16 protein-coding genes and 1 rRNA gene are annotated in these 21,585 nt (G+C 66.6%); 16 read left to right on the forward strand and 1 reads right to left on the reverse strand.

Annotated elements, in window-relative coordinates:
• Positions 1–10: 10 nt before the first annotated feature.
• The 3 genes from rrf to CFB46_RS06530 all read left to right on the forward strand — a co-directional run bounded on the left by rrf (position 11) and on the right by CFB46_RS06530 (position 4,384).
• Positions 11–123 (forward strand): 5S ribosomal RNA (gene rrf, locus CFB46_RS06520).
• A 375-nt stretch (positions 124–498) separates the two neighbouring features.
• Positions 499–2,574 (forward strand): molybdopterin-containing oxidoreductase family protein, encoded by a 2,076-nt coding sequence (locus tag CFB46_RS06525; RefSeq protein ID WP_089499567.1) that lies wholly within the window; start codon positions 499–501, stop codon positions 2,572–2,574.
• Positions 2,575–2,710: 136 nt separating this feature from the next.
• On the forward strand, positions 2,711–4,384 hold the full coding sequence (locus tag CFB46_RS06530) for a long-chain fatty acid--CoA ligase (protein ID WP_089499568.1): 1,674 nt from the start codon (positions 2,711–2,713) through the stop codon (positions 4,382–4,384).
• A gap of 713 nt (positions 4,385–5,097) precedes the next feature.
• On the opposite strand, the gene CFB46_RS06545 is transcribed toward CFB46_RS06530, so the two are convergent.
• Complete coding sequence (locus tag CFB46_RS06545) at positions 5,098–6,249, reverse strand: porin (RefSeq protein WP_089499569.1); 1,152 nt, start codon at positions 6,247–6,249, stop codon at positions 5,098–5,100.
• Positions 6,250–6,525: 276 nt separating this feature from the next.
• Here CFB46_RS06545 and coq7 point away from each other — a divergent pair, with 276 nt between their 5' ends.
• The 13 genes from coq7 to CFB46_RS06610 all read left to right on the forward strand — a co-directional run bounded on the left by coq7 (position 6,526) and on the right by CFB46_RS06610 (position 21,584).
• Positions 6,526–7,152 carry a 2-polyprenyl-3-methyl-6-methoxy-1,4-benzoquinone monooxygenase gene (gene coq7, locus CFB46_RS06550; RefSeq protein ID WP_089499570.1) on the forward strand — a complete coding sequence of 209 codons (627 nt, stop codon included), beginning with the start codon at positions 6,526–6,528 and terminating at the stop codon, positions 7,150–7,152.
• Between the two features lie 386 nt (positions 7,153–7,538).
• A complete protein-coding gene (mraZ, locus tag CFB46_RS06555; protein WP_006487094.1) occupies positions 7,539–7,967 on the forward strand; it encodes a division/cell wall cluster transcriptional repressor MraZ in 429 nt (142 codons plus the stop codon).
• A 23-nt stretch (positions 7,968–7,990) separates the two neighbouring features.
• Entirely contained in the window at positions 7,991–8,932 is a 942-nt protein-coding gene (gene rsmH, locus CFB46_RS06560; protein WP_027783449.1) for a 16S rRNA (cytosine(1402)-N(4))-methyltransferase RsmH, read from the forward strand.
• The gene (ftsL, locus tag CFB46_RS06565) at positions 8,929–9,270 is read left to right on the forward strand and encodes a cell division protein FtsL (RefSeq protein WP_006487110.1); all 342 of its coding nucleotides are present in this window, start codon (positions 8,929–8,931) and stop codon (positions 9,268–9,270) included. Before rsmH ends, ftsL begins: the two co-directional genes overlap by 4 nt.
• Complete coding sequence (locus CFB46_RS06570; protein WP_089499571.1) at positions 9,267–11,114, forward strand: peptidoglycan D,D-transpeptidase FtsI family protein; 1,848 nt, start codon at positions 9,267–9,269, stop codon at positions 11,112–11,114. Before ftsL ends, CFB46_RS06570 begins: the two co-directional genes overlap by 4 nt.
• Positions 11,111–12,658, forward strand: coding sequence for a UDP-N-acetylmuramoyl-L-alanyl-D-glutamate--2,6-diaminopimelate ligase (locus CFB46_RS06575; RefSeq protein ID WP_089499572.1), 1,548 nt, complete (start codon positions 11,111–11,113; stop codon positions 12,656–12,658). The genes CFB46_RS06570 and CFB46_RS06575 overlap by 4 nt, the downstream gene beginning before the upstream one ends.
• Positions 12,655–14,061 carry a UDP-N-acetylmuramoyl-tripeptide--D-alanyl-D-alanine ligase gene (locus tag CFB46_RS06580; RefSeq protein ID WP_089499573.1) on the forward strand — a complete coding sequence of 469 codons (1,407 nt, stop codon included), beginning with the start codon at positions 12,655–12,657 and terminating at the stop codon, positions 14,059–14,061. The genes CFB46_RS06575 and CFB46_RS06580 overlap by 4 nt, the downstream gene beginning before the upstream one ends.
• 16 nt (positions 14,062–14,077) lie before the next feature.
• On the forward strand, positions 14,078–15,247 hold the full coding sequence (gene mraY, locus CFB46_RS06585; protein ID WP_006477019.1) for a phospho-N-acetylmuramoyl-pentapeptide-transferase: 1,170 nt from the start codon (positions 14,078–14,080) through the stop codon (positions 15,245–15,247).
• A gap of 28 nt (positions 15,248–15,275) precedes the next feature.
• On the forward strand, positions 15,276–16,787 hold the full coding sequence (gene murD / locus CFB46_RS06590; protein WP_089499574.1) for a UDP-N-acetylmuramoyl-L-alanine--D-glutamate ligase: 1,512 nt from the start codon (positions 15,276–15,278) through the stop codon (positions 16,785–16,787).
• Positions 16,784–18,067 (forward strand): putative lipid II flippase FtsW, encoded by a 1,284-nt coding sequence (gene ftsW / locus CFB46_RS06595; protein WP_027783454.1) that lies wholly within the window; start codon positions 16,784–16,786, stop codon positions 18,065–18,067. The genes murD and ftsW overlap by 4 nt, the downstream gene beginning before the upstream one ends.
• On the forward strand, positions 18,064–19,167 hold the full coding sequence (gene murG, locus CFB46_RS06600) for an undecaprenyldiphospho-muramoylpentapeptide beta-N-acetylglucosaminyltransferase (RefSeq protein WP_089499575.1): 1,104 nt from the start codon (positions 18,064–18,066) through the stop codon (positions 19,165–19,167). Before ftsW ends, murG begins: the two co-directional genes overlap by 4 nt.
• Entirely contained in the window at positions 19,164–20,561 is a 1,398-nt protein-coding gene (gene murC, locus CFB46_RS06605; RefSeq protein WP_089499576.1) for a UDP-N-acetylmuramate--L-alanine ligase, read from the forward strand. The genes murG and murC overlap by 4 nt, the downstream gene beginning before the upstream one ends.
• 81 nt (positions 20,562–20,642) lie before the next feature.
• Entirely contained in the window at positions 20,643–21,584 is a 942-nt protein-coding gene (locus tag CFB46_RS06610) for a D-alanine--D-alanine ligase (protein WP_027783457.1), read from the forward strand.
• Position 21,585: the final 1 nt, after the last annotated feature.

The following is a 21,585-nucleotide window of genomic DNA, read 5'->3' on the forward strand; positions in this document are numbered from 1 at the left end:
ACCCTCTTTGCCTGATGACCATAGCGAGTCGGTCCCACCCCTTCCCATCCCGAACAGGACCGTGAAACGACTCTACGCCGATGATAGTGCGGATTCCCGTGTGAAAGTAGGTAATCGTCAGGCTCCCTAAGCCAGAAACCCCCGCCCGACAAGGCGGGGGTTTTTGCATTGGCGCGGCGGAAATGTGCGCGCGAGCGGAAGAGCATTACCCCGCCTATCTGCGTTAGCACTTCACCCACGTAATCAATTGCCGCATCAAATTCCCTCAATCGGTTGCATCTCCAGCGATTCAATCGATTATTGATCGTATCTTCGACCAAGGCCGCAACTTGCTTTCCCCAGCGTGTCGACAAGCGGGATTGTGCGACCAGCTTTCTGCTTGCTGAAGCCCCCACCTCGCCCTTCTTCGGTCAGGTAATCCAAAATCGGTGCGAAATGGGCGCTTTATTCGGCGTGTCCACGTAAAATTTGCGAATCCCCATCTCCGCATTCAAAACGATGAACGCCGCCACCCAGGTAGCCCGGGCAGTTTGCCCGCATGATTGTCCGGACACGTGCGCAATGCGGGTGACCGTCGAGAACGGCAAGGCAATCAAGGTCACGGGCGATCCCGACCATCCGCCGACGCAGGGAGTGTTGTGTACGAAGGTCAGCCGATACGCGGATCGCGTTCATCACCCCGATCGCCTCACTGTCCCGCTCAAGCGTGTCGGCACGAAGGGGGAAGGGCGCTTCGTGCCGATCAGCTGGCGCGAGGCCTTCGACGAGATCGGGCGTCGCCTCGGTGAAATCGCCGCGCGCGCGCCGGAAGCGATCGTGCCGTACAGCTATGCGGGAACGATGGGGCTAGTGCAAGGCGAGGGCATCGCCCAGCGCTTCTTTCACAAACTCGGCGCCTCGCGGCTGGAGCGGACGATCTGCTCGGCAGCCGGTGCAGCGGGGCTGCGATACACATACGGCGGCAGTGTCGGCATGCACCTCGAACACTTCGAGGAAAGCGAGCTGATTCTGATATGGGGCGCGAACCCGATTGCATCGAGCCTGCACTTCTGGACCCGCGCGCAGGAAGCGAAGCGCCGTGGCGCGCGTCTTGTCGCGATCGACCCATATCGCTCGCTGACCGCGGAGAAATGCCATCAGCACATCGCACTGAAGCCCGGTACCGATGGCGCGTTCGCGCTCGGCATGATGCATGTGTTGATGACCGAAAACCTGCTCGATCACGATTACATCGCCGACCATACGCTCGGCTTCGACGCGCTCAAGGCGCGCGCGATGTCCTATCCGCCGGAACGCGTGGCGCAGATCTGCGGCATCGATGCGTCGGAACTGGTCGATCTTGCGCGTCGCTACGGCGCCACCCGTAAGGCATCGATCCGCCTCAACTACGGCATGCAGCGCGTTCGCGGCGGCGGCAATGCCGTCCGCGCGATTGCCGGCCTGCCGGCGCTGACGGGGGCGTGGCGCGATCGGGCAGGCGGCCTGCTGCTCTCGTCGTCGGAATCGGCGCCCGTCAATCAGGCGGCGCTGCTGCGTCCGGACCTGATGCCGGGGTGGCCGCACAAGCTGCCTCGCATCATCAACATGAACGCGATCGGCGACGCGCTGCTGCATCCGGGGGACGCGACGTTCGGGCCGAAAGTCGAAGCGGTGATCGTGTACAACTCGAATCCGGCGGCGGTTGCGCCGGACTCGTCGAAGGTCGCCGCGGGCTTCGCACGCGACGATTTGTTCACGGTCGTTCTCGAGCACTTCAAGACAGATACGGTCGATTTCGCCGACATTGTATTGCCGGCGACCACGCAGCTCGAACATCTGGATGTCCACAAATCGTATGGCCATACCTACGTGATGGCGAACCTGCCGGCGATTCCGCCGGTGGGAGATGCGCGGCCGAACACGGAGATCTTTCGTGGGATCGCGCGCAGCATGGGACTCGACGAGCCCGCGCTCTATCACAGCGACGAAGAGGTCGCGCGCGCGGCGCTTCGCTGGGACGATCCGGCGCTCGACAGCGACTGGGACACGCTGAAGCGAGCCGGCTGGCTGAAGCTCAAGCTGCCGGAGGCGCCGTTCGCGAACGGCGGTTTCCGCACGCCCTCCGGCAAGTGCGAGTTCTACAGCCCGCGGCTCGAACAGATGGGCATGGACCCCGTCCCCGACTACCTGCCGCCGTTCGAATCGGCCGAAGCCGCGCCCGAGCTCGCCGCACGCTATCCGTTGGCGATGATTTCGCCGCCGGCCCGCCACTTCCTGAACAGCACTTTCGTGAACGTCGACAGCCTGCGTTCGACCGAAGGCGAGCCGCACCTCGACATGCATCCGTCCGACGCCGGCGCCCGCGGCATCGCAGAGGGTGACGCCGTCCGCATCTTCAACGACCGCGGCTCGATGCAGGCGCTGGCGCGAATTACCGACCGCGCGCGTGCCGGACTCGTCGTCGGGCTGTCGATCTGGTGGAAGAAATTGTCGCCGGACGGCAGGAACGCGAACGAGGTGACGAGCCAGGCGCTGACCGATCTGGGCAATTCGGCGACGTTTTACGATTGTCTTGTGGAAGTTGAGCGGATTTGATCGAATATCGCCGTATGATCAGACGAAATTGAGATCAAGTTCGAAGTGGACATCTAACCCTGTTGTCTCGGGGCGGGGGAGCCGTTACGATGCCTTTTAGCACGACCATTCGAAAATCAGTGAGGAGACGCGCGGTATGGACAAAATTTGGCTGAAATCGTACCCACCCGGCGTTCCAGCCGAAATTGACCCCTCTCCTTATCCGTCCGTCCCGGACCTGCTCGACGAGAGCTTCCGGCAGTATCGCGACCGTACCGCGTTCGTCTGCATGGGCAAGGGCATCACGTACGGCGAACTCGACACGCTGTCGCGCCAGTTCGGCGCGTGGCTGCAGTCCCGCGGCCTGGCTCGCGGGGCGCGCGTCGCGATCATGATGCCGAACGTGCTGCAGTACCCGGTGACGATCGCCGCGGTCCTGCGCGCCGGCTATACCGTCGTCAACGTCAATCCGCTCTATACGCCGCGCGAGCTCGAGCATCAGCTGAAGGACAGCGGTGCGGAGGCGATCGTCATCCTCGAGAATTTCGCGTCGACGTTGCAGGCCGTCATCGCCAATACGGCCGTCAAGCACGTGGTCGTCGCATCGATGGGCGACCTGCTGGGCATCAAGGGGTGGCTCGTCAACTACGTCGTGCGGAACGTGAAGAAGATGGTGCCCGCGTGGCAACTGCCCTCGTTCACGCGCTTCAAGGCGGCGCTCTCGGAGGGCGCGCGACAGGCGTTCAAGCCGCAGAAGATCGGCCCCGACGACGTCGCGTTCCTGCAGTACACGGGCGGCACGACCGGCGTTGCGAAGGGCGCGACGCTGCTGCACCGGAACATCGTGTCGAACGTGCTGCAGGCCGGCGCCTGGCATCAGCCGGCTCACGACAAGTATCCCGACGTGAAACAATTCGTGACGGTCGTCGCGCTGCCGCTGTATCACGTGTTCGCGCTGACCGTCTGCGGTTTCCTGACGATGCGTACCGGCGGCATGGGCATCCTGATCCCGAATCCGCGCGACATCGCCGGCATGATCAAGGAACTGAAGGGTTACCAGATCTCGACGATTCCCGCCGTCAACACGCTGTACAACGCGCTGCTCAACCATCCCGAATTCGGTCAGCTCGACCTGTCGAAGCTCGTGATCGCCAACGGCGGCGGCATGGCGATCCAGGAAGGCGTCGCGAAGCGGTGGTATGAAAAGACCCGCACCGCGATCATCGAAGGATACGGGCTGTCCGAAACGTCGCCGGTGGCGACCTGCAACCCCGTAACGGCCACCGAATACAGCGGGACGATCGGCTTGCCGCTGCCGTCGACCGAGGTCGCGATCCGCGACGATGCCGGCAATGACGTCGCGCTCGGCGAGCCCGGCGAGATCTGCATCCGCGGGCCGCAGGTGATGGCCGGCTACTGGAACCGGCCGGACGAGACCGCGAAGGTCATGTTCGCGGACGGCTTCTTCAAGACGGGCGACGTCGGCGTGATGGATGCGCGCGGCTACGTGAAGATCGTCGATCGCAAGAAGGACATGATTCTCGTGTCCGGCTTCAACGTGTATCCGAACGAAGTGGAGGACGTGGTGGCGTCGCATCCGGGTGTGTTCGAGGTGGCGGCAGTCGGCGTGCCGGACGAGCATTCCGGCGAAGCCGTGAAGCTGTTCGTCGTGAAAAAGGATCCGGCGCTGACCGACAAGGACATCCTTGCTTACTGCAAGGAGCGGCTCACCGGATACAAGCGGCCGAAGCTGGTCGAGTTCCGCACGGAACTGCCGAAGACGAACGTCGGCAAGATCCTGCGGCGCGAACTGCGCGACGGACGAGCGTAACGCGCGACGATACGGTTGAACGCAAAGCCCGGCCCGTGCCGGGTTTTTTGTTTGCGGCTGCGGGTAGATGAGCGCAAGCGCTTGTTTCGTGCGGGAGGTGGCGGCAATCCTTGTTTCCAACTGATGGCTCGGGGCGGCGCACGCGACGCGCGTCTACCGCCATCCGCTAGCCGCTAGCCGCTAGCCGCCAGCCGCCAGCCGCCAGCCGCCAGCCACCAGCCACCAGCCACCAGCCACCAGCCACCAGCCACCAGCCACCAGCCACCAGCCGCCGACCGCCGCCCGCCGCCCGCCGACCGCCCGCCGACCGCCCGCCGACCGCCAGCCGCCAGCCGCCAGCCGCCAGCCGCCAGCCGCCAGCCACCAGCCACCAGCCACCAGCCACCAGCCACCAGCCGCCGACCGCCGACCGCCGACCGCCGACCGACCGCCGACCGCCGACCGACCGCCGACCGCCGACCGCCGACCGACCGCCGACCGCCGACCGACCGCCGACCGCCGACCGCCGACCGACCGCCGACCGCCGACCGCCGACCGACCGCCGACCGACCGACCGACCGACCGACCGACCAACCGACCAACCGACCAACCGACCAACCGACCAACCGACCAACCGACCAACCGACCGACCGACCGACCACCCCCGTCTCCCCAGAAAAGAAAAAGGCGCCCGAAGGCGCCTTCAATATGCTGCGGCTTGTCAGGCAAGCTGGTTAGAACTTGTGACGGATACCGACGCGTGCCGCGACCTGGTTGCTGGTGCTCGACCCGGCCAGACCGTTGATCGCTGCCGTTGCCTTCAGGACGTTGCCGTTCGAATCGAGCACGTTGCCCGTTGCGTGCTGGTACACGCCGATCGCGTAGACGTCGGTGCGCTTCGACAGGAAGTAATCGACGCCCAGCGAGCCCTGGTGGTACTTGGCTGCCGAATTGCCGTCGATCTTGCTGCCTTGCGTGTAGTCGTACGCTGCGCCGAGGATCAACGCCGGGGTCAACTGGTACTTGAAGTTGATTTCGCCGTTGTTGAACGTCGCGGTCTGGTTCACGAACGGGCCTGCCGAGAAGCCCTTGAACTTCGTGTTCGAGTACGTCGCGCCGATCGTCGCTGCGCCGAACGTGTACGCGCCGCCTGCACCGATGACCTGGTACGTGTTCGCGTTGTTGGCGTACGCGCCGTAGACCGGCGACGAGACCGACGACGACGTCGACCCGTTGTTGAACATGCCGCCGAACTGGTTCGGCGTGCGTGCGTTCAAGTAACCGACGCCAAGGACCAACGGGCCGTTGTTGTAGCCTGCGCCGAGCGACCAGACCTGGTTCTTCGAGAACTGGCCTGCCTGACCGCCGAAGCTGTACAGGCCGCCGAACGTGAAGCCGCCGTAGCTCTGGCTCGTGAACTTGACCGCGTTGTTCACGCGATACGCGTTGTTGAAGTTGTCGAGGTCGCCCGGGTGAGCGGCGATGTAGCCGCCCCACTGGTCGCCTGCCTCGAGCGGGCCGACGAAGTCGACGACGGAGTCGTACTGACGACCCAGCGTGACCGTACCGTACTGGCTCGACAGGCCGACGTAAGCCTGACGACCGAACATCAGGCCGCCCTGACCGAGCTTGCCGCTGTTCACGTCGAAACCGTTTTCGAGGGTGAAGATCGCCTTCAGGCCGCCACCGAGATCCTCGGTGCCGCGCAGGCCGAAGCGGCTGCCTTGCATCACGCCGCTGGCCATGCTGTACAGGTGCTTGCCGCCTGCGTTGTTGTTGAAGAGCAGGCCTTCATCGATGATGCCGTAAAGCGTCACGCTGCTTTGCGCGTGGGCCGCGCCAGCGAACGCACCCAGCGCGACGAGCGCGAGAAGCGACTTTTTCATTAACGGATCTCCAAGAATCACTGAATTTTTTTGGCGGGGCGGATAGTTATGTTCTGTTGACGGGCCCCATCAACTTCGCAAGAAGTCGCACGTAATGTAGCAAAGCCGTTTTTTGCCACAAAGCGAAATACTGCAGCTCAACGCCGCCATGTTTCCTTTATGCAACAATGGTTAAAATCACGGGTTAACCGCAATTTCCGCTGAATAATCAAGTCGGTTACGCGGCGGACCCATGCCCTTGCCGCGCGCAGCGGTACCTGCAGCCAGGAGAACAGGATGGTGTTGGATGAACTGATCAGCGAATTCGATCGCGGCCTGCGATCGCTGACCGGCATTAGCCGGATGAGCCGGCCGGTGCCCGTGCCGGCCGATACGCCCGACGTCGAACTGACGCCCGCCGAGCGCAAGCACGCGGCCGGGCTGATGCGCGTGAATCACGTCGGAGAGGTCTGCGCGCAGGCGCTCTACCAGGCGCAGAAGCTCACCGCGCGCACGGCGTCGGCGAAGGCGATGTTCGAGGAGGCCGCGCGCGAGGAGGAGGATCACCTCGCGTGGACCGCGCACCGCCTGAAGGAACTCGATTCGCGCCCGAGCCTGCTGAACCCGCTTTGGTATGCGGGCGCGCTCGCGATCGGCGTGGCGACCGGCACGCTCGGTGACAAGGTCAGCCTCGGCTTCATGGCCGAGACGGAGCGACAGGTCGAGAGCCACCTCGAAGGCCACATGTCCGAGTTGCCTCCGACCGACACCGCGTCGCGCGCGATCGTCGACCAGATGCGCATCGACGAGGTAAAGCACGGCAAGGCCGCGACCGACGCCGGCGGAATCGAGCTGCCGCTGCCTGCGCGGATGCTGATGCGCGCCGCGTCGAAAGTCATGACGAGCACTGCGTACCATCTCTGAGATTTGGGCCGGGGTGGCGTGGGACGCCGCCCCGGTTCACCGCCCCCGATACCACCCGCTCACTCCTCGTTTTCCCGCCCCCGAAAGCCCCGTCCGCACGCCCGTCTGGCCCATCTTTCTCACGTATCACCTTCACAAGTTGCACTAGCTCTTTCATTTATAACGGTTTTTGGAATGAGGGGCCGCATGAGCATGTGCGCGTAAGTCCTTGTTCTAACTAACAAAATTCGTCAAAAAAGCGGGCCGCTCCCTTGACCGTGCCACACCCTTCCTCTAAAGTGGGAGACAGTGTGAGAAAGTGTATTTTTGTGTGATTTAGCAGGCTGTTCCGGCTAAATTCTCAGCATTGAGCGGGTGCTTCGGTGCCCTGAACGGGAGAGCGGAAAGTGTTCCAAGGGGCGTCGGCGCTGACGCTCGATGCGAAAGGCCGGATGTCGGTGCCGGCTCGCTATCGCGAAGCGCTGCAAGGACAGGCAGAAGGACGGGTGACTGTGACCAAGCACCCGGACGGCTGCCTGTTGCTGTTTCCGCGCCCCGAATGGGAAGTGTTCCGCGCCAAGATCGCCGCGCTGCCGATGGACGCGCACTGGTGGCGGCGAATTTTTCTCGGCAATGCGATGGACGTCGATCTCGACAGCGCGGGCCGGATTCTTGTATCGCCCGAGCTGCGCATGGCAGCCGGACTGGAAAAGGAAGTCATGTTGTTGGGAATGGGTAGTCACTTCGAGCTGTGGGATTCGCAGACCTACAACGCGAAGGAGCAGGCAGCGATGGCGCAGGGCATGCCCGACGCGCTGAAGAATTTCACGTTCTGATTGCGGTGACGGAGACGCCCGCGATGGGAAATGAATTGCGGCATCGGACGGTGCTGTTGGATGAGGCGGTCGAGTCGCTCGTGACGCGGCCGGACGGCGTGTATGTCGACGGCACGTTCGGGCGCGGCGGCCATAGCCGCGCGGTGCTCGCGCGGCTGGCGGCGGCCGGGCGGCTGATTGCGTTCGACAAGGATCCGAGGGCGATCGAGACGGCGCAGGGCATCGAGGATGCGCGCTTCTCGATCGTGCATGACAGCTTTGCATCGATGCGCGACGCGCTTGCGGCGCGCGGCGTCGAGAAGGTGTCGGGGGTGTTGCTGGACCTGGGCGTGTCCTCGCCGCAGGTGGACGATCCGGCGCGCGGCTTCAGCTTCCGCGCCGATGGTCCGCTGGACATGCGAATGGATCCGACGCGTGGCGAGTCGGCGGCCGAATGGCTCGCGCGGGCTTCGGTGCAGGAATTGACGGAGGTGATACGGGATTATGGGGAAGAACGGTTTGCTTTTCAGATTGCAAAGGCGCTTGTTGCTCGCCGGGCAGAGTCCGACCGTCTTGGGCCTCTCGACACCACGGGCGAGCTTGCCCAAATCGTGGGTCACGTCGTCAAAACCCGTGAGAAGGGCAAGGATCCGGCAACCCGCACCTTTCAGGCTATACGGATTCACGTCAATCAAGAGCTTGCGGACCTGCAAGTCGTACTAGACGCGGCACTGTCGTTGCTGGAGCAAGGGGGGCGGCTGGTGGTCATCAGCTTTCATTCACTCGAGGACCGGATCGTCAAGCGATTCATGCAGGCGCACGCGAGTGCGCCCGCGGTCGATCGTCGTCTGCCGATCCGCGCCGTCGACCTCCCGAGCCCGCCGCTCAAGATCATCAGCCGCCAGTTTCCGAGCGAAGCGGAAGTCGCCGCGAATCCGCGCGCCCGCTCGGCCGTGATGCGCATCGCGGAGCGCGTCACGCCATGAGCCGCCTCAACATCTTCCTGCTGATCATCGTGATGGGTTGCGCGCTGTCGGTCGTCAACTCGACGAACCAGCAACGCCAGATATTCATCCAGCTGCAGCGCGCGCAGTCGCAGGAGCGTCAGCTCCAGCAGGACTATGCGCAGCTTCAATATCAGCAGAGCGCGCTGTCGAAGACGTCGCGCATCGAGCAGCTCGCGAACGATTCGCTGAAAATGCAGCCGATCTCGACCGGCCGCACGCAATACCTGACGCTGCCGCCGGGCGCCGCGAAGGCGATCGACGCGCCGATCCCTGCTTCGGCCGATACGGCCGGCAAGGGCAAGGGAGGCGCGCGATGAAACCGTCCCCGAAGCGCCAGAACGTGAAATTCTCGTCGAGCCCCGTGCTGGGCGTGCATCTGCCGATGTGGCGCTCGAAGCTCGTCGTGTTCATGCTGTTCATGGCGTTCGTCGCGCTGGCCGCGCGGGCATTCTGGATCCAGGGGCCCGGCAACGCGTTCTACCAGAAGCAGGGCGAAAGCCGCTACCAGCGCACGCTGGAGCTGCCGGCCACGCGCGGCAAGATTCTCGACCGTAACGGGCTCGTGCTCGCGACGAGCTTGCCGGTGCGCGCGATCTGGGCAATTCCCGACGCGGTGCCGGACGATCTCGGCGCCGACAAGATCAACCAGCTCGGCAAGCTCCTCGGCACGACGCCGAAGGAACTGCGCGTGAAGTTGTCGGAAGACAAGGGTTTCGTCTACGTGAAGCGCCAGGTGCCGATCGACGTCGCCGACAAGGTCGCCGCGCTCGACATTCCCGGTATCTATCAGCGCAACGAATATAAGCGCTTCTATCCGGAAGGCGAGATCACCGCTCACCTGATCGGCTTCACGAACGTCGAGGACGAAGGGCAGGAAGGCGTCGAACTGGGCGACCAGAAGATGCTGTCCGGCACGTCGGGCATGCGCCGCGTGATCAAGGACCGGATGGGGCACATCATCGAGGACGTCGCCGAGCAGATTCCGCCGCACAACGGCACCGATGTCGACCTGTCGATCGACAGCAAGATCCAGTACATCGCGTACGCGAACCTGAAGGCTGCCGTCGAGAAGTTCAAGGCGAAGGCCGGCGCGGCGATGGTCGTCGACGTGCGTACCGGCGAAGTGCTCGCGCTCGTCAACTACCCGACGTACAACCCGAACGACCGCTCGCGCATGACCGGCGAGCAGTTGCGCAACCGGATCATGACCGACGTGTTCGAGCCGGGCTCGATCATGAAGCCGTTCACCGTGTCGCTCGCGCTCGATCTGCACCGCGTGACGCCGAACACGCTCGTCGAAACGGGCAACGGGCATTTCGTGCTCGACGGCGCGCCGATCACCGACGACGCGGGTTTCGGCACGCTGACGGTCGGCGGCGTGATCCAGAAGTCGAGCAACATCGGCGCGACGAAAATCGCGATGACGATGCGGCCCGAGGAAATGTGGAATATGTATACGAGCATCGGCCTCGGCCAGGCGCCGAAGGTCGGGTTTCCGGGCGCGGTGGCTGGTCGTCTGCGTCCGTGGAAGAGCTGGCGCCGCATCGAGCAGGCGACGATGTCGTACGGCTACGGCTTGTCGGTGTCGCTGTTCCAGCTCGCACGGGCGTACACGGCGATCGCGCACGACGGCGAGCTGATGCCCGTGACCATTTTCAAGACTGACCCCAATCAGCCGATCGCGGGCACGCAAGTGTTCAACCCGACCACCGCGCGCGAAGTGCGTGCGATGCTCGAGACGGTGGTCGCGCCGGGCGGCACGTCGCCGGACGCGGCCGTGCCGGGCTACCGCGTCGGCGGCAAGAGCGGTACCGCGTACAAGCATGAAGGTCACGGCTACACGCGCAAGTACCGCGCGTCGTTCGTCGGGATGGCGCCGATGCCGAATCCGCGCATCGTCGTCGCGGTGTCGGTCGACGAGCCGACCGCCGGCAGCCACTTCGGCGGTCAGGTGTCCGGCCCCGTATTCTCGGCGATCGCCGGCGACACGATGCGTGCGCTGAACGTCCCGCCGAACATGCCGATCAAGCAGCTCGTCGTGTCCGATGATTCGCCGGAATCGGCTGCCGCAAAGGGCCCGCAAAAGCTGGCCGCGGGGAGCGGCGCGAAGCATATGATCGTGTCCAGCACGACGCGTAATTCACCAGGAGTTGTTCGATGAGCGCCGCCCGCAGTTCCCATCCGGCGCATCAGCAGATCGCAGCCGCGCTCGCGTGGCTGCGCCAGCATGTGGCCCCCGCGGCGCAACTGCATGCCGATACGCGCAGCCTCAAGGCCGGCGACGTGTTCGTCGCGTATGCGGTCGACGGGGCGGATAACCGCGCTTTCATGTCCGATGCCGTTGCGCGCGGTGCGGCCGCCGTGCTGTATCAGCCGGAAGGGCTGACCGACGCACCGGCCGCGCCGGCCGTGCCCGTCGCGCTCGCGGTGCCGGCGCTCGACCAGCTCGCCGGCGAGATCGCCAGCGGCTGGTGCGGCGATCCGAGCGACAGCCTGCTCGCGATCGGTGTCACGGGCACGAACGGCAAGACGTCGTGCACGCAGTGGATCGCCACCGCGCTGACGGCGCTGCACCAACCGTGCGCGGTGATCGGCACGCTCGGCAGCGGGATGCCCGGCCAGCTCGTGCCGACCGGCTTCACGACGCCCGACGCGCCGCAACTTCAGCGCAGCCTCGCGCAATTGCACGAGGCGGGCGCGCAGGCCGTGGCGATGGAAGTGTCGTCGCACGCGCTGCACCAGGGGCGCGTGAACGGGACGGCGTTCGACATCGCGGTGTTTACGAATCTCACGCAGGATCACCTCGACTATCACGGCACGTTCGATGCGTACGAGGCCGCGAAGGCGAAGCTGTTCGCGTGGCGCGGCCTGCGCGCGGCGGTGATCAACCGCGACGACGCAGCGGGCCGCCGCCTGCTGGAGAAGCTGGCCGGCCGCGTGCGCACGATCGCGTACGGGATCGGCGACGCACCGGCGCCCGACGCCGATCGCGAACTGGTCGCGCTCGACGTGCGCGCGACCGCGACGGGTACCGCATTCCGCCTGCATTCGTCGTGGGGCGACGCGGACGTCGAGGTCGGCACGCTCGGCACGTTCAACGTCAGCAACCTGCTCGCCGTGCTCGGCTCGCTGCTCGCGGCCGACGTGCCGTTTGCGGCGGCCCTCGCCGAGATCGGGCGGCTCGAGTCGGTCAACGGCCGGATGCAGCGGCTCGGCGGCAGGCTGCAGAACGACGAGCCGCTCGTCGTGATCGACTACGCGCATACGCCCGACGCGCTCGAAAAGACGCTCGACGCGCTGCGCCCGATCGCCGCGGCGCGCGGCGGCCGGCTCGTCTGCATGTTCGGCTGCGGCGGCGATCGCGATGCGACGAAGCGTCCGCTGATGGGCGCGATCGCGGAGCGGCTCGCCGACGAAGTCGTCGTCACGAGCGACAACCCGCGCAGCGAGGATCCGCAGCACATCATCGACCAGATCGTCGCGGGCATGACCGCATCCGATCGCGCACGCCGTATCGAGGATCGCGCGAGCGCGATCCTGCAGGCGGTGCGTGGCGCCGCACGCGAGGACGTCGTCGTGCTGGCCGGCAAGGGCCACGAGGCCACGCAGGAAATCATGGGCAAGAAGCGGGCGTTCTCCGATCAGGATCACGCGCGGCTCGCGCTCGCAGCGCGCGCGACGCACGGCAAGGGAGGCGCGGAATGACGATGCTCAGCCTCGGCGAAGCCGCCCGCCTGATTCCCGGCGCCACCGTCCGCGGCGACGCGGGCATCACCTTCGACCGCGTGTCGACCGACAGCCGCACGGCCGGCCCGGGCGACCTGTTCGTCGCGCTGAAGGGCGAGCGCTTCGACGCGCACGACTTCCTCGGCGACGTCGCCGCGCGCGGGGCTGCCGCGGCGCTCGTCGCGCATGCGCCGGCAGGCGTCGCGATGCCGATGATCGAAGGCGGCGAAACGCGCGCCGCGCTCGGCGCGCTCGCGCACGGCTGGCGGATGCGATTCCCGCTGCCGCTCGTCGCGGTGACGGGCAGCAACGGCAAGACGACCGTCAAGGAAATGATCGCGTCCATCTTCGCGGCGGCGGTCGGCGCCGACGCGCGGCTCGCGACGGCCGGTAACCTGAACAACGATGTCGGCTTGCCGCTGACGCTGCTGCGCCTGTCGGCCACGCATCGTCTGGCGGTGATCGAGATCGGCATGAACCACCCGGGCGAAACCGAAGTCCTCGCGCGCCTCACCGCGCCGACGGTCGCGCTCGTCAACAACGCGCAGCGCGAGCACCAGGAATTCATGGCGACGGTCGAGGCCGTCGCGCTCGAACACGCGGCGGTGATCCACGCGCTGCCGCCGGACGGCGTCGCGGTGTTCCCGGCCGACGACGCGTACGCGGGCATCTGGCGGGTCGCGTCGACCGGCAACCGGATCCTCGATTTCGCGCTGCACGACGCCGAACGTCAGAACGACGCGCAGGTCGTCGGGCGCGTGCACGGCGGCGAACTCGCGATCGACACGCCGGTCGGCGCCGTCACGGTGCGGCTGCGTGCACTCGGCGAGCACAACGCGCGTAACGCGCTGGCCGCGACGGCTGCGGCGCTCGGCGCCGGCGTCGCGCTGTCCGCGATCCGGCAGGGTCTCGAATCGTTCGAGCCGGTCAAGGGCCGGTTGCAGGTGAAGCAGGCGAGTGTCGGCAGCCTCGCGGGCGCGACGGTCGTCGACGATACGTACAACGCGAACCCCGATTCGATGCGTGCCGCGATCGACGTGCTCGCCGCGCATCCGGCGCCGCGCGTGCTGGTGATCGGCGACATGGGCGAAGTCGGCGACGAAGGGCCGGCATTCCACCGCGAGATCGGTGCGTACGCGCGCGAACGCGGGATTGACGCGCTGTTCGCGCTCGGCGACGCGTCGCGCGACGCGTGCACCGCATACGGCGACACGGCGCGCCATTTCGACGACGTCGGCGCGCTCGTGTCGGCGCTGCTCGCGGCCGGTCACGGCGCGCAGGCGACGGTGCTCGTGAAGGGCTCGCGGTACATGAAGATGGAGCGCGTGATCGACGCGCTGACGAACCAACCCGCGGCGGGCACCGTGCCCGCCGCACACTGAGTAGAAGGAAGGAAGCATGCTGCTGGCGCTGGCGCAATGGCTGCAGGGCGACGCAAGCTTTTTGCGCTTGTTCACGTACCTCACGTTCCGTGCGGTGATGGCCACCATCACCGCGCTCGGGATCGGGCTCGTGTGCGGACCGTGGGTGATCCGCAAGCTGACGCAAATGAAGGTCGGGCAGGCCGTGCGCAAGGACGGCCCGCAGACCCACCTCGTCAAGTCCGGCACGCCGACGATGGGCGGCGTGCTGATCCTGATCGGCATCGCGGTCGCGACGCTGCTGTGGGGCGACCTGACGAACCGTTTCATCTGGATCGTGATGCTCGTCACGTTCGGTTTCGGCGTGATCGGCTGGGTCGACGATTACCGCAAGGTCGTCCACAAGGACCCGCGCGGGATGTCGTCGCGCGAAAAGTATTTCTGGCAGTCGGTGATCGGGCTGTTCGCGGCCGTCTATCTCGCGTTCAGCGTGTCCGAGGCGAACAACGTGCGCGTGTTCGACCTGTTCATGGCGTGGGTGAGGAGCGGCCTGTCGATGGGGCTGCCGGCGCGCGCCGACCTGATGCTGCCGTTCCTGAAGTCGATCAGCTACCCGCTCGGCGTCTGGGGCTTCATCGTGCTGACCTACTTCGTGATCGTCGGGGCGAGCAACGCGGTGAACCTGACCGACGGCCTCGACGGCCTCGTGATCATGCCGGTCGTGCTGGTCGGCGCGTCGCTCGGTGTGTTCGCGTACGTGATGGGCAGCGCGGTCTATTCAAAATATCTGCTGTTCCCGCACATCCCGGGCGCGGGCGAGCTGCTGATCTTCTGTTCCGCGATGGGCGGGGCAGGGCTCGCGTTCCTCTGGTACAACACGCACCCCGCGCAGGTATTCATGGGCGACGTCGGCGCGCTGGCGCTGGGCGGCGCGCTCGGCACGGTCGCGGTGATCGTGCGCCAGGAAATCGTGCTGTTCATCATGGGCGGCATCTTCGTCGCGGAAACGCTGTCGGTGATGCTGCAGGTTTCGTGGTTCAAGTACACGAAGAAGCGTTACGGCGAAGGGCGACGCCTGCTGAAGATGGCGCCGCTGCATCATCATTTCGAATTGTCCGGCTGGAAGGAAACGCAGGTGGTGGTGCGTTTCTGGATCATCACGCTGATGCTGTGCCTGTTCGGTCTGACCACCCTCAAGCTGCGGTAAAGGAAAGGTAACAAGGATGTCTGGCGAGATGTTTGGAGATCGGCAACGGCCGATGGTGCTCGTACTGGGGCTCGGGGAATCGGGTCTCGCGATCGCGCGATGGTGCGCGAGGCACGGGTGCCGGCTGCGCATTGCCGATACTCGCGAGGCGCCGCCGAACCTTGCCGCGCTGCAGGCCGAAGGCATCGACGCGGAATTCGTCGGCGGCGCGTTCACGCCCGCGCTGCTCGACGGCGGCATCGAGATCGTCGGGCTGAGCCCCGGGCTGTCGCCGCTGGAGCCGGCACTCGCGGCGCTGGTCGCGGCCGCGAACGAGCGCGGCGTCGCGGTGTGGGGCGAGCTGGAATTCTTCGCGCAGGCGCTGCGCGCGCTCGGCACGAGCGGCTACCAGCCGAAGGTGCTCGCGATTACCGGCACCAACGGCAAGACCACGACGACGAGCCTCACGGGCCTGCTGTGCCAGCGCTCGGGCAAGAAGGTCGCCGTCGCGGGCAACATCAGCCCGGCGATGCTCGACCGGCTCGCGAGCGCGATCGACGAAACCGCGCTGCCCGACGTATGGGTGCTCGAACTGTCGAGCTTCCAGCTCGAGACCGCGCGCACGTTTGCGCCCGATGCCGCGGCGATCCTCAACATCACGCAGGACCACCTCGACTGGCACGGCAGCTTCGGCGCATACGCGCAGGCAAAGGGCCGGATCTTCGGCGCGACGACGACGCGCGTGCTGAACCGCGACGACGCGGCCGTGATGAAGTTCGCGCCGGCAGCCGGCGCGGCCGACGCGCCGCGCACGGTCACGTTCGGCCTGAACGAACCGACGCAGGACGGCGACTACGGGCTGTCGCGCGACAACGGTATCGCATGGCTGGTGGAAGCCGTCGATCGCGACGCGCCGGATGAAGCGATGCCGACTCGCCGGCGCAAACGCGACGCCGCGCATACGCCCGATATCGCGCAGAAGCGCCTGATGCCGGCCGACGCGCTGCGCATCCGCGGGCTGCACAACGCGGCGAACGCGCTGGCCGCGTTCGCGCTCGCGCGTGCGATCGACTTGGCCGCAGCGCCGCTGCTGCACGCGCTGCGCGAATACCGCGGCGAAGCGCATCGCGTCGAAGTGATCGCGACGATCGACGACGTGGATTACGTCGACGACAGCAAGGGCACGAACGTCGGCGCGACGGTGGCCGCGCTCGACGGGCTCGCGCAGAAGATCGTGCTGATCGCCGGCGGCGACGGCAAGGGGCAGGATTTCGCGCCGCTGGTCGCGCCGGTCGCGCGCTGGTGCCGCGCGGTGATGCTGATCGGTCGCGACGCGCCGGCGATCCGCGACACGCTCGCCGAAACGGGCGTGCCGCTCGCCGACCACGCGACGCTCGAAAGCGCGGTGCACGCGGCGGCCGACCTGGCCGAGCCGGGCGATGCGGTGCTGCTGTCGCCCGCCTGCGCGAGCCTCGACATGTTCCGGAACTACGCCCATCGCGCGGATGTGTTCCGCGCGGCGGTCGACGAAATCGCCATCGACAAAGGAGCGACGCCATGAGCTGGTCCGATCGCCTCGTCTCCCGTTTCAACGACCGGCGCGATGCCGGCGGCAACGCCGCGGGCGGCCGCGTCGCGTCGGCCACGCGCGCCGCGACGGGCGGCCTCGCGAGCGTCGTCAACGGCGTGCGCCCGAGCCGTTCGCGGATGCTCGATTTCGACTATTCGCTGCTGTGGGTCGCGATCGCGCTGCTCGGGCTCGGCGTCGTGATGGTGTATTCGGCGTCGATCGCGATGCCCGATTCGCCGAAATACGCGTCGTATCACGATTACGCGTTCCTGATGCGCCACTGCGTGTCGCTCGCCGTCGCATTCGTCGCGGCGGTGATCGCGTTCCGCGTGCCCGTGTCGACCTGGGACAAATACGCGCCGCATCTTTTCCTGATCGCGCTGGTCGGCCTCGTGATCGTGCTGATCCCGCACGTCGGCAAGGGCGTGAACGGTGCGCGCCGCTGGATTCCGCTCGGCATCACGAACATGCAGCCGTCGGAAATCATGAAGCTCGCGGTGACGATCTACGCCGCGAACTACACGGTGCGCAAGCAGGAATACATGCAGAGCTTCGCGAAGGGCTTCCTGCCGATGGCGTTCGCGGTCGGCCTGGTCGGCGCGTTGCTGCTGCTCGAGCCCGACATGGGCGCGTTCATGGTGGTCGCCGCGATCGCGATGGGCGTGCTGTTCCTCGGCGGCGTGAACGGCAAGCTGTTCGGCGGCCTCGTCGCGACGGCGGTCGGCACCTTCACGATGCTCGTGTGGCTGTCGCCGTGGCGTCGCGAGCGGATCTTCGCGTATCTCGATCCGTGGGACGAGCGCTACGCGCAGGGCAAGGCTTACCAGCTCACGCACTCGCTGATCGCGTTCGGCCGCGGCGAGTGGTTCGGCGTCGGCCTCGGCGGCAGCGTCGAGAAGCTGAACTACCTGCCGGAAGCGCATACCGACTTCATCCTCGCGGTGATCGGCGAGGAACTCGGCTTCGTCGGCGTGCTGGTCGTGATCCTGCTGTTCTACTGGATCGTGCGCCGCGCGTTCGAGATCGGCCGCCAGGCGCTCGCGCTCGATCGCACGTTCGCGGGCCTGATGGCGAAGGGCATCGGCATCTGGTTCGGCGCGCAGACGTTCATCAACATGGGCGTGAACCTCGGGCTGCTGCCGACCAAGGGCTTGACGCTGCCGCTCGTGAGCTACGGCGGTTCCGGCATCCTGCTGAACTGCGTCGCGCTCGCGGTGCTGCTGCGGGTCGATTACGAAAACCGGGTGCTGATGCGCGGAGGGAAGGTATGACCGCGTCGCAACGCACGCTGATGGTGATGGCAGGCGGCACCGGGGGCCACGTGTTCCCCGGCCTCGCGGTCGCGCACCGGATGGAAGCGGCGGGCTGGCGCGTCGTATGGCTCGGCAATCCGGCCGGGATGGAAGCGACGCTCGTGCCGAAGCACGGCATTCCGATGGAGTACGTGCGGTTCGGCGGGCTGCGCGGCAAGGGCCTGAAGACCAAGCTGACGCTGCCGGTCAACCTGCTGCGTGCATGCTGGCAGAGCCTCGGCGCGCTGCGCCGCGTGCGACCGGACGTCGTGCTCGGGATGGGTGGCTACATCACGTTCCCGGCGGGCGTGATGACCGCGTTGTCGGGGCGCCCGCTCGTGCTGCATGAACAGAATTCGATCGCGGGCCTGACGAACAAGGTGCTCGCGAAACTCGCGAAGCGCGTGCTCGTGGCGTTCCCCGGCGCGCTGCCGCACGCGGAATGGACGGGTAACCCGATTCGCGCGGAACTTGCGCACACCGAACCGCCCCAAGCACGCTATGCGTCGCGCAGCGGCGCGCTGAACGTACTGGTCGTCGGCGGCAGCCTCGGGGCGGCCGCACTGAACGAAGTCGTGCCGCGCGCGCTGGCGCTGCTGGCGCCGGGCGAGCGCCCGCGCGTCGTGCACCAGGCCGGCGTGAAGCACATCGAGGCATTGAAGGCGAATTACGAAGCGGCCGGTTTCGCGGCCGGCGAAGACGTGCGGCTCGTGCCGTTCATCGACGACATGGCGGCCGCGTATGCGGCGGCGGATCTGGTGATCTGCCGGTCGGGCGCGATGACGGTGTCGGAGATCGCGGCGGTGGGCGTGGCGGCGCTGTTCGTGCCGTTCCCGTACGCGGTCGACGATCACCAGACGACCAACGCCGCGTTCCTCGCCGATGCGGGCGCGGCCGTGCTGGTGCAACAACGCGACCTGTCGGCGGAACTGCTCGCCGACTGGCTGCGCGGCCAGTCGCGGGCATCGCTCGCGGCCATGGCGGAACGTTCGCGCTCGCTCGCGAAGCCCGAGGCCACCGACGAAGTCGCGCGCGTCTGCGCGAAGGCGGCCGGCGCGAACCTGGAACAACTGCAATGAAACACATCGTCAAACACATTCATTTCGTCGGGATCGGCGGCGCGGGCATGAGCGGCATCGCCGAAGTGCTCGTCAACCTCGGCTACGCGGTCAGCGGCTCGGACCTGTCGCGCAATGCGGTGACCGATCGCCTCGCGGCGCTGGGTGCGCGGATCGCGATCGGCCACGACGCGGCGAACATCGAGGGCGCGAACGCGGTCGTCGTGTCGACGGCCGTGCGTTCGGACAACCCGGAAGTGCTGGCCGCGCGTCACGGCGGCGTGCCGATCGTGCAGCGCGCGGTGATGCTGGCGGAACTGATGCGGCTGAAGCAGGGCATCGCGATCGCCGGCACGCACGGCAAGACCACGACGACGAGCCTCGTCGCGAGCGTGCTCGCGGCGGGCGGCCTGGACCCGACCTTCGTGATCGGCGGCCGGCTGATCAGCGCCGGTGCGAACGCGCGACTCGGCACGGGCGATTTCATCGTCGCCGAGGCCGACGAGTCGGATGCGTCGTTCCTGAACCTGTATCCGGTGATCGAAGTCATCACGAACATCGACGCCGACCACATGGACACCTACGGCCACGATTTCGCGCGGCTCAAGCAGGCGTTCATCGAATTCACGCAGCGCCTGCCGTTCTACGGCAGCGCGGTCGTGTGCGTCGACGATCCGAACGTGCGGCAGATCATCCCGTTCATCTCGAAGCCGGTCGTGCGCTACGGCCTGTCGCCGGACGCGCAGGTGCGCGCGGAAGACATCGACGCGCGCGACGGCCGGATGCATTTCACGGTGATCCGCGAAGGGCGTGCGCCGCTCGCGGTCGTGCTGAACATGCCGGGCCTGCACAACGTGCAGAACGCGCTCGCGGCGATCGCGATCGCGACCGACCTCGGCGTGTCGGACGACGCGATCCAGCAGGCGCTGGCGGAATTCAACGGCGTCGGCCGACGCTTCCAGCGTTACGGCGAAGTGCCGAGCGCGGACGGCGGCCAGTACACGCTGATCGACGATTACGGTCATCACCCGGTCGAGATGGCGGCGACGATCGCGGCCGCGCGCGGCGCGTTCCCGGGCCGCCGCCTCGTGCTGGCGTTCCAGCCGCACCGCTACACGCGCACGCGCGACTGCTTCGACGATTTCGTCAACGTGCTCTCGATGGTCGATGCGCTGGTGCTGACGGAAGTCTATGCGGCCGGCGAGGCCGCGATCCCGACGGCCAGCGGCGATGCGCTGTCGCGTGCGCTGCGCGCGGCGGGCAAGGTCGACCCGGTGTTCGTCGCGACGGTCGACGACGTGCCGGATGCATTGGCGAAGGTCGCGCAGAGCGGCGACGTGGTGATCACGATGGGCGCGGGTTCGATCGGCGGCGTGCCGGCGAAGCTCGTGCAACACATTCAACAGAAGGCATGACATGAAACTACCCCCACGCTCACTTCGTTCGCTGCCCCCCGCGGGGGCGGTCAGCCTCCTTGGGGCGGCCCGGAGGCTGACATGAGCGGGATCGATCCGAAACGTTTCGGCAAGGTGGCGGTGTTGTTCGGCGGCGAATCCGCCGAGCGCGAGGTGTCGCTCACCTCGGGCCGCCTCGTGCTGCAGGGCCTGCGTGACGCGGGCATCGACGCGCATCCGTTCGACCCGGCCGAGCGGCCGCTGTCGGCGCTGAAGGACGAAGGCTTCGTGCGCGCGTTCAATGCGCTGCACGGCGGCTACGGCGAGAACGGCCAGATTCAGGGCGCGCTCGATTTCTACGGCATTCGCTACACGGGCAGCGGCGTGCTCGGCTCGGCGCTCGGCCTCGACAAGTTCCGCACGAAGCTCGTGTGGCAGCAGACGGGCGTGCCGACGCCGCCGTTCGAGACGGTGATGCGCGGCGACGACCTGGCCGCGCGCGCGACCGACATCGTCGCGAAGCTCGGCCTGCCGCTGTTCGTGAAGCCGGCGAGCGAAGGCTCGAGCGTCGCGGTGCTGAAGGTGAAGACGGCCGACGCGCTGCCGGCCGCGCTCGAGGAAGCCGCGACGCACGACAAGATCGTGATCGTCGAGAAGAGCATCGAAGGCGGCGGCGAATACACCGCGTGCATCGCCGGCGATCTCGACCTGCCGCTGATCAAGATCGTGCCGGCCGGCGAGTTCTACGACTACCACGCGAAGTACGTCGCCGACGATACGCAGTACCTGATCCCGTGCGGCTTGCCGGCGCAACAGGAAGCGGAACTGAAGCGCATCGCGCGCCGCGCGTTCGACGTGCTCGGCTGCACCGACTGGGGCCGCGCGGATTTCATGCTCGACGCGGCCGGCAATGCGTATTTCCTGGAAGTGAACACGGCCCCCGGGATGACCGACCACTCGCTGCCGCCGAAGGCCGCGCGCGCGGTCGGCATCGGCTATTCGGAGCTGGTCGTGAAGGTGCTGTCGCTCACCCTCAACGACTGAC

The sequence above is a fragment of the Burkholderia sp. HI2761 genome (assembly GCF_002223355.1).
In the GTDB taxonomy this organism is placed as follows: domain Bacteria; phylum Pseudomonadota; class Gammaproteobacteria; order Burkholderiales; family Burkholderiaceae; genus Burkholderia.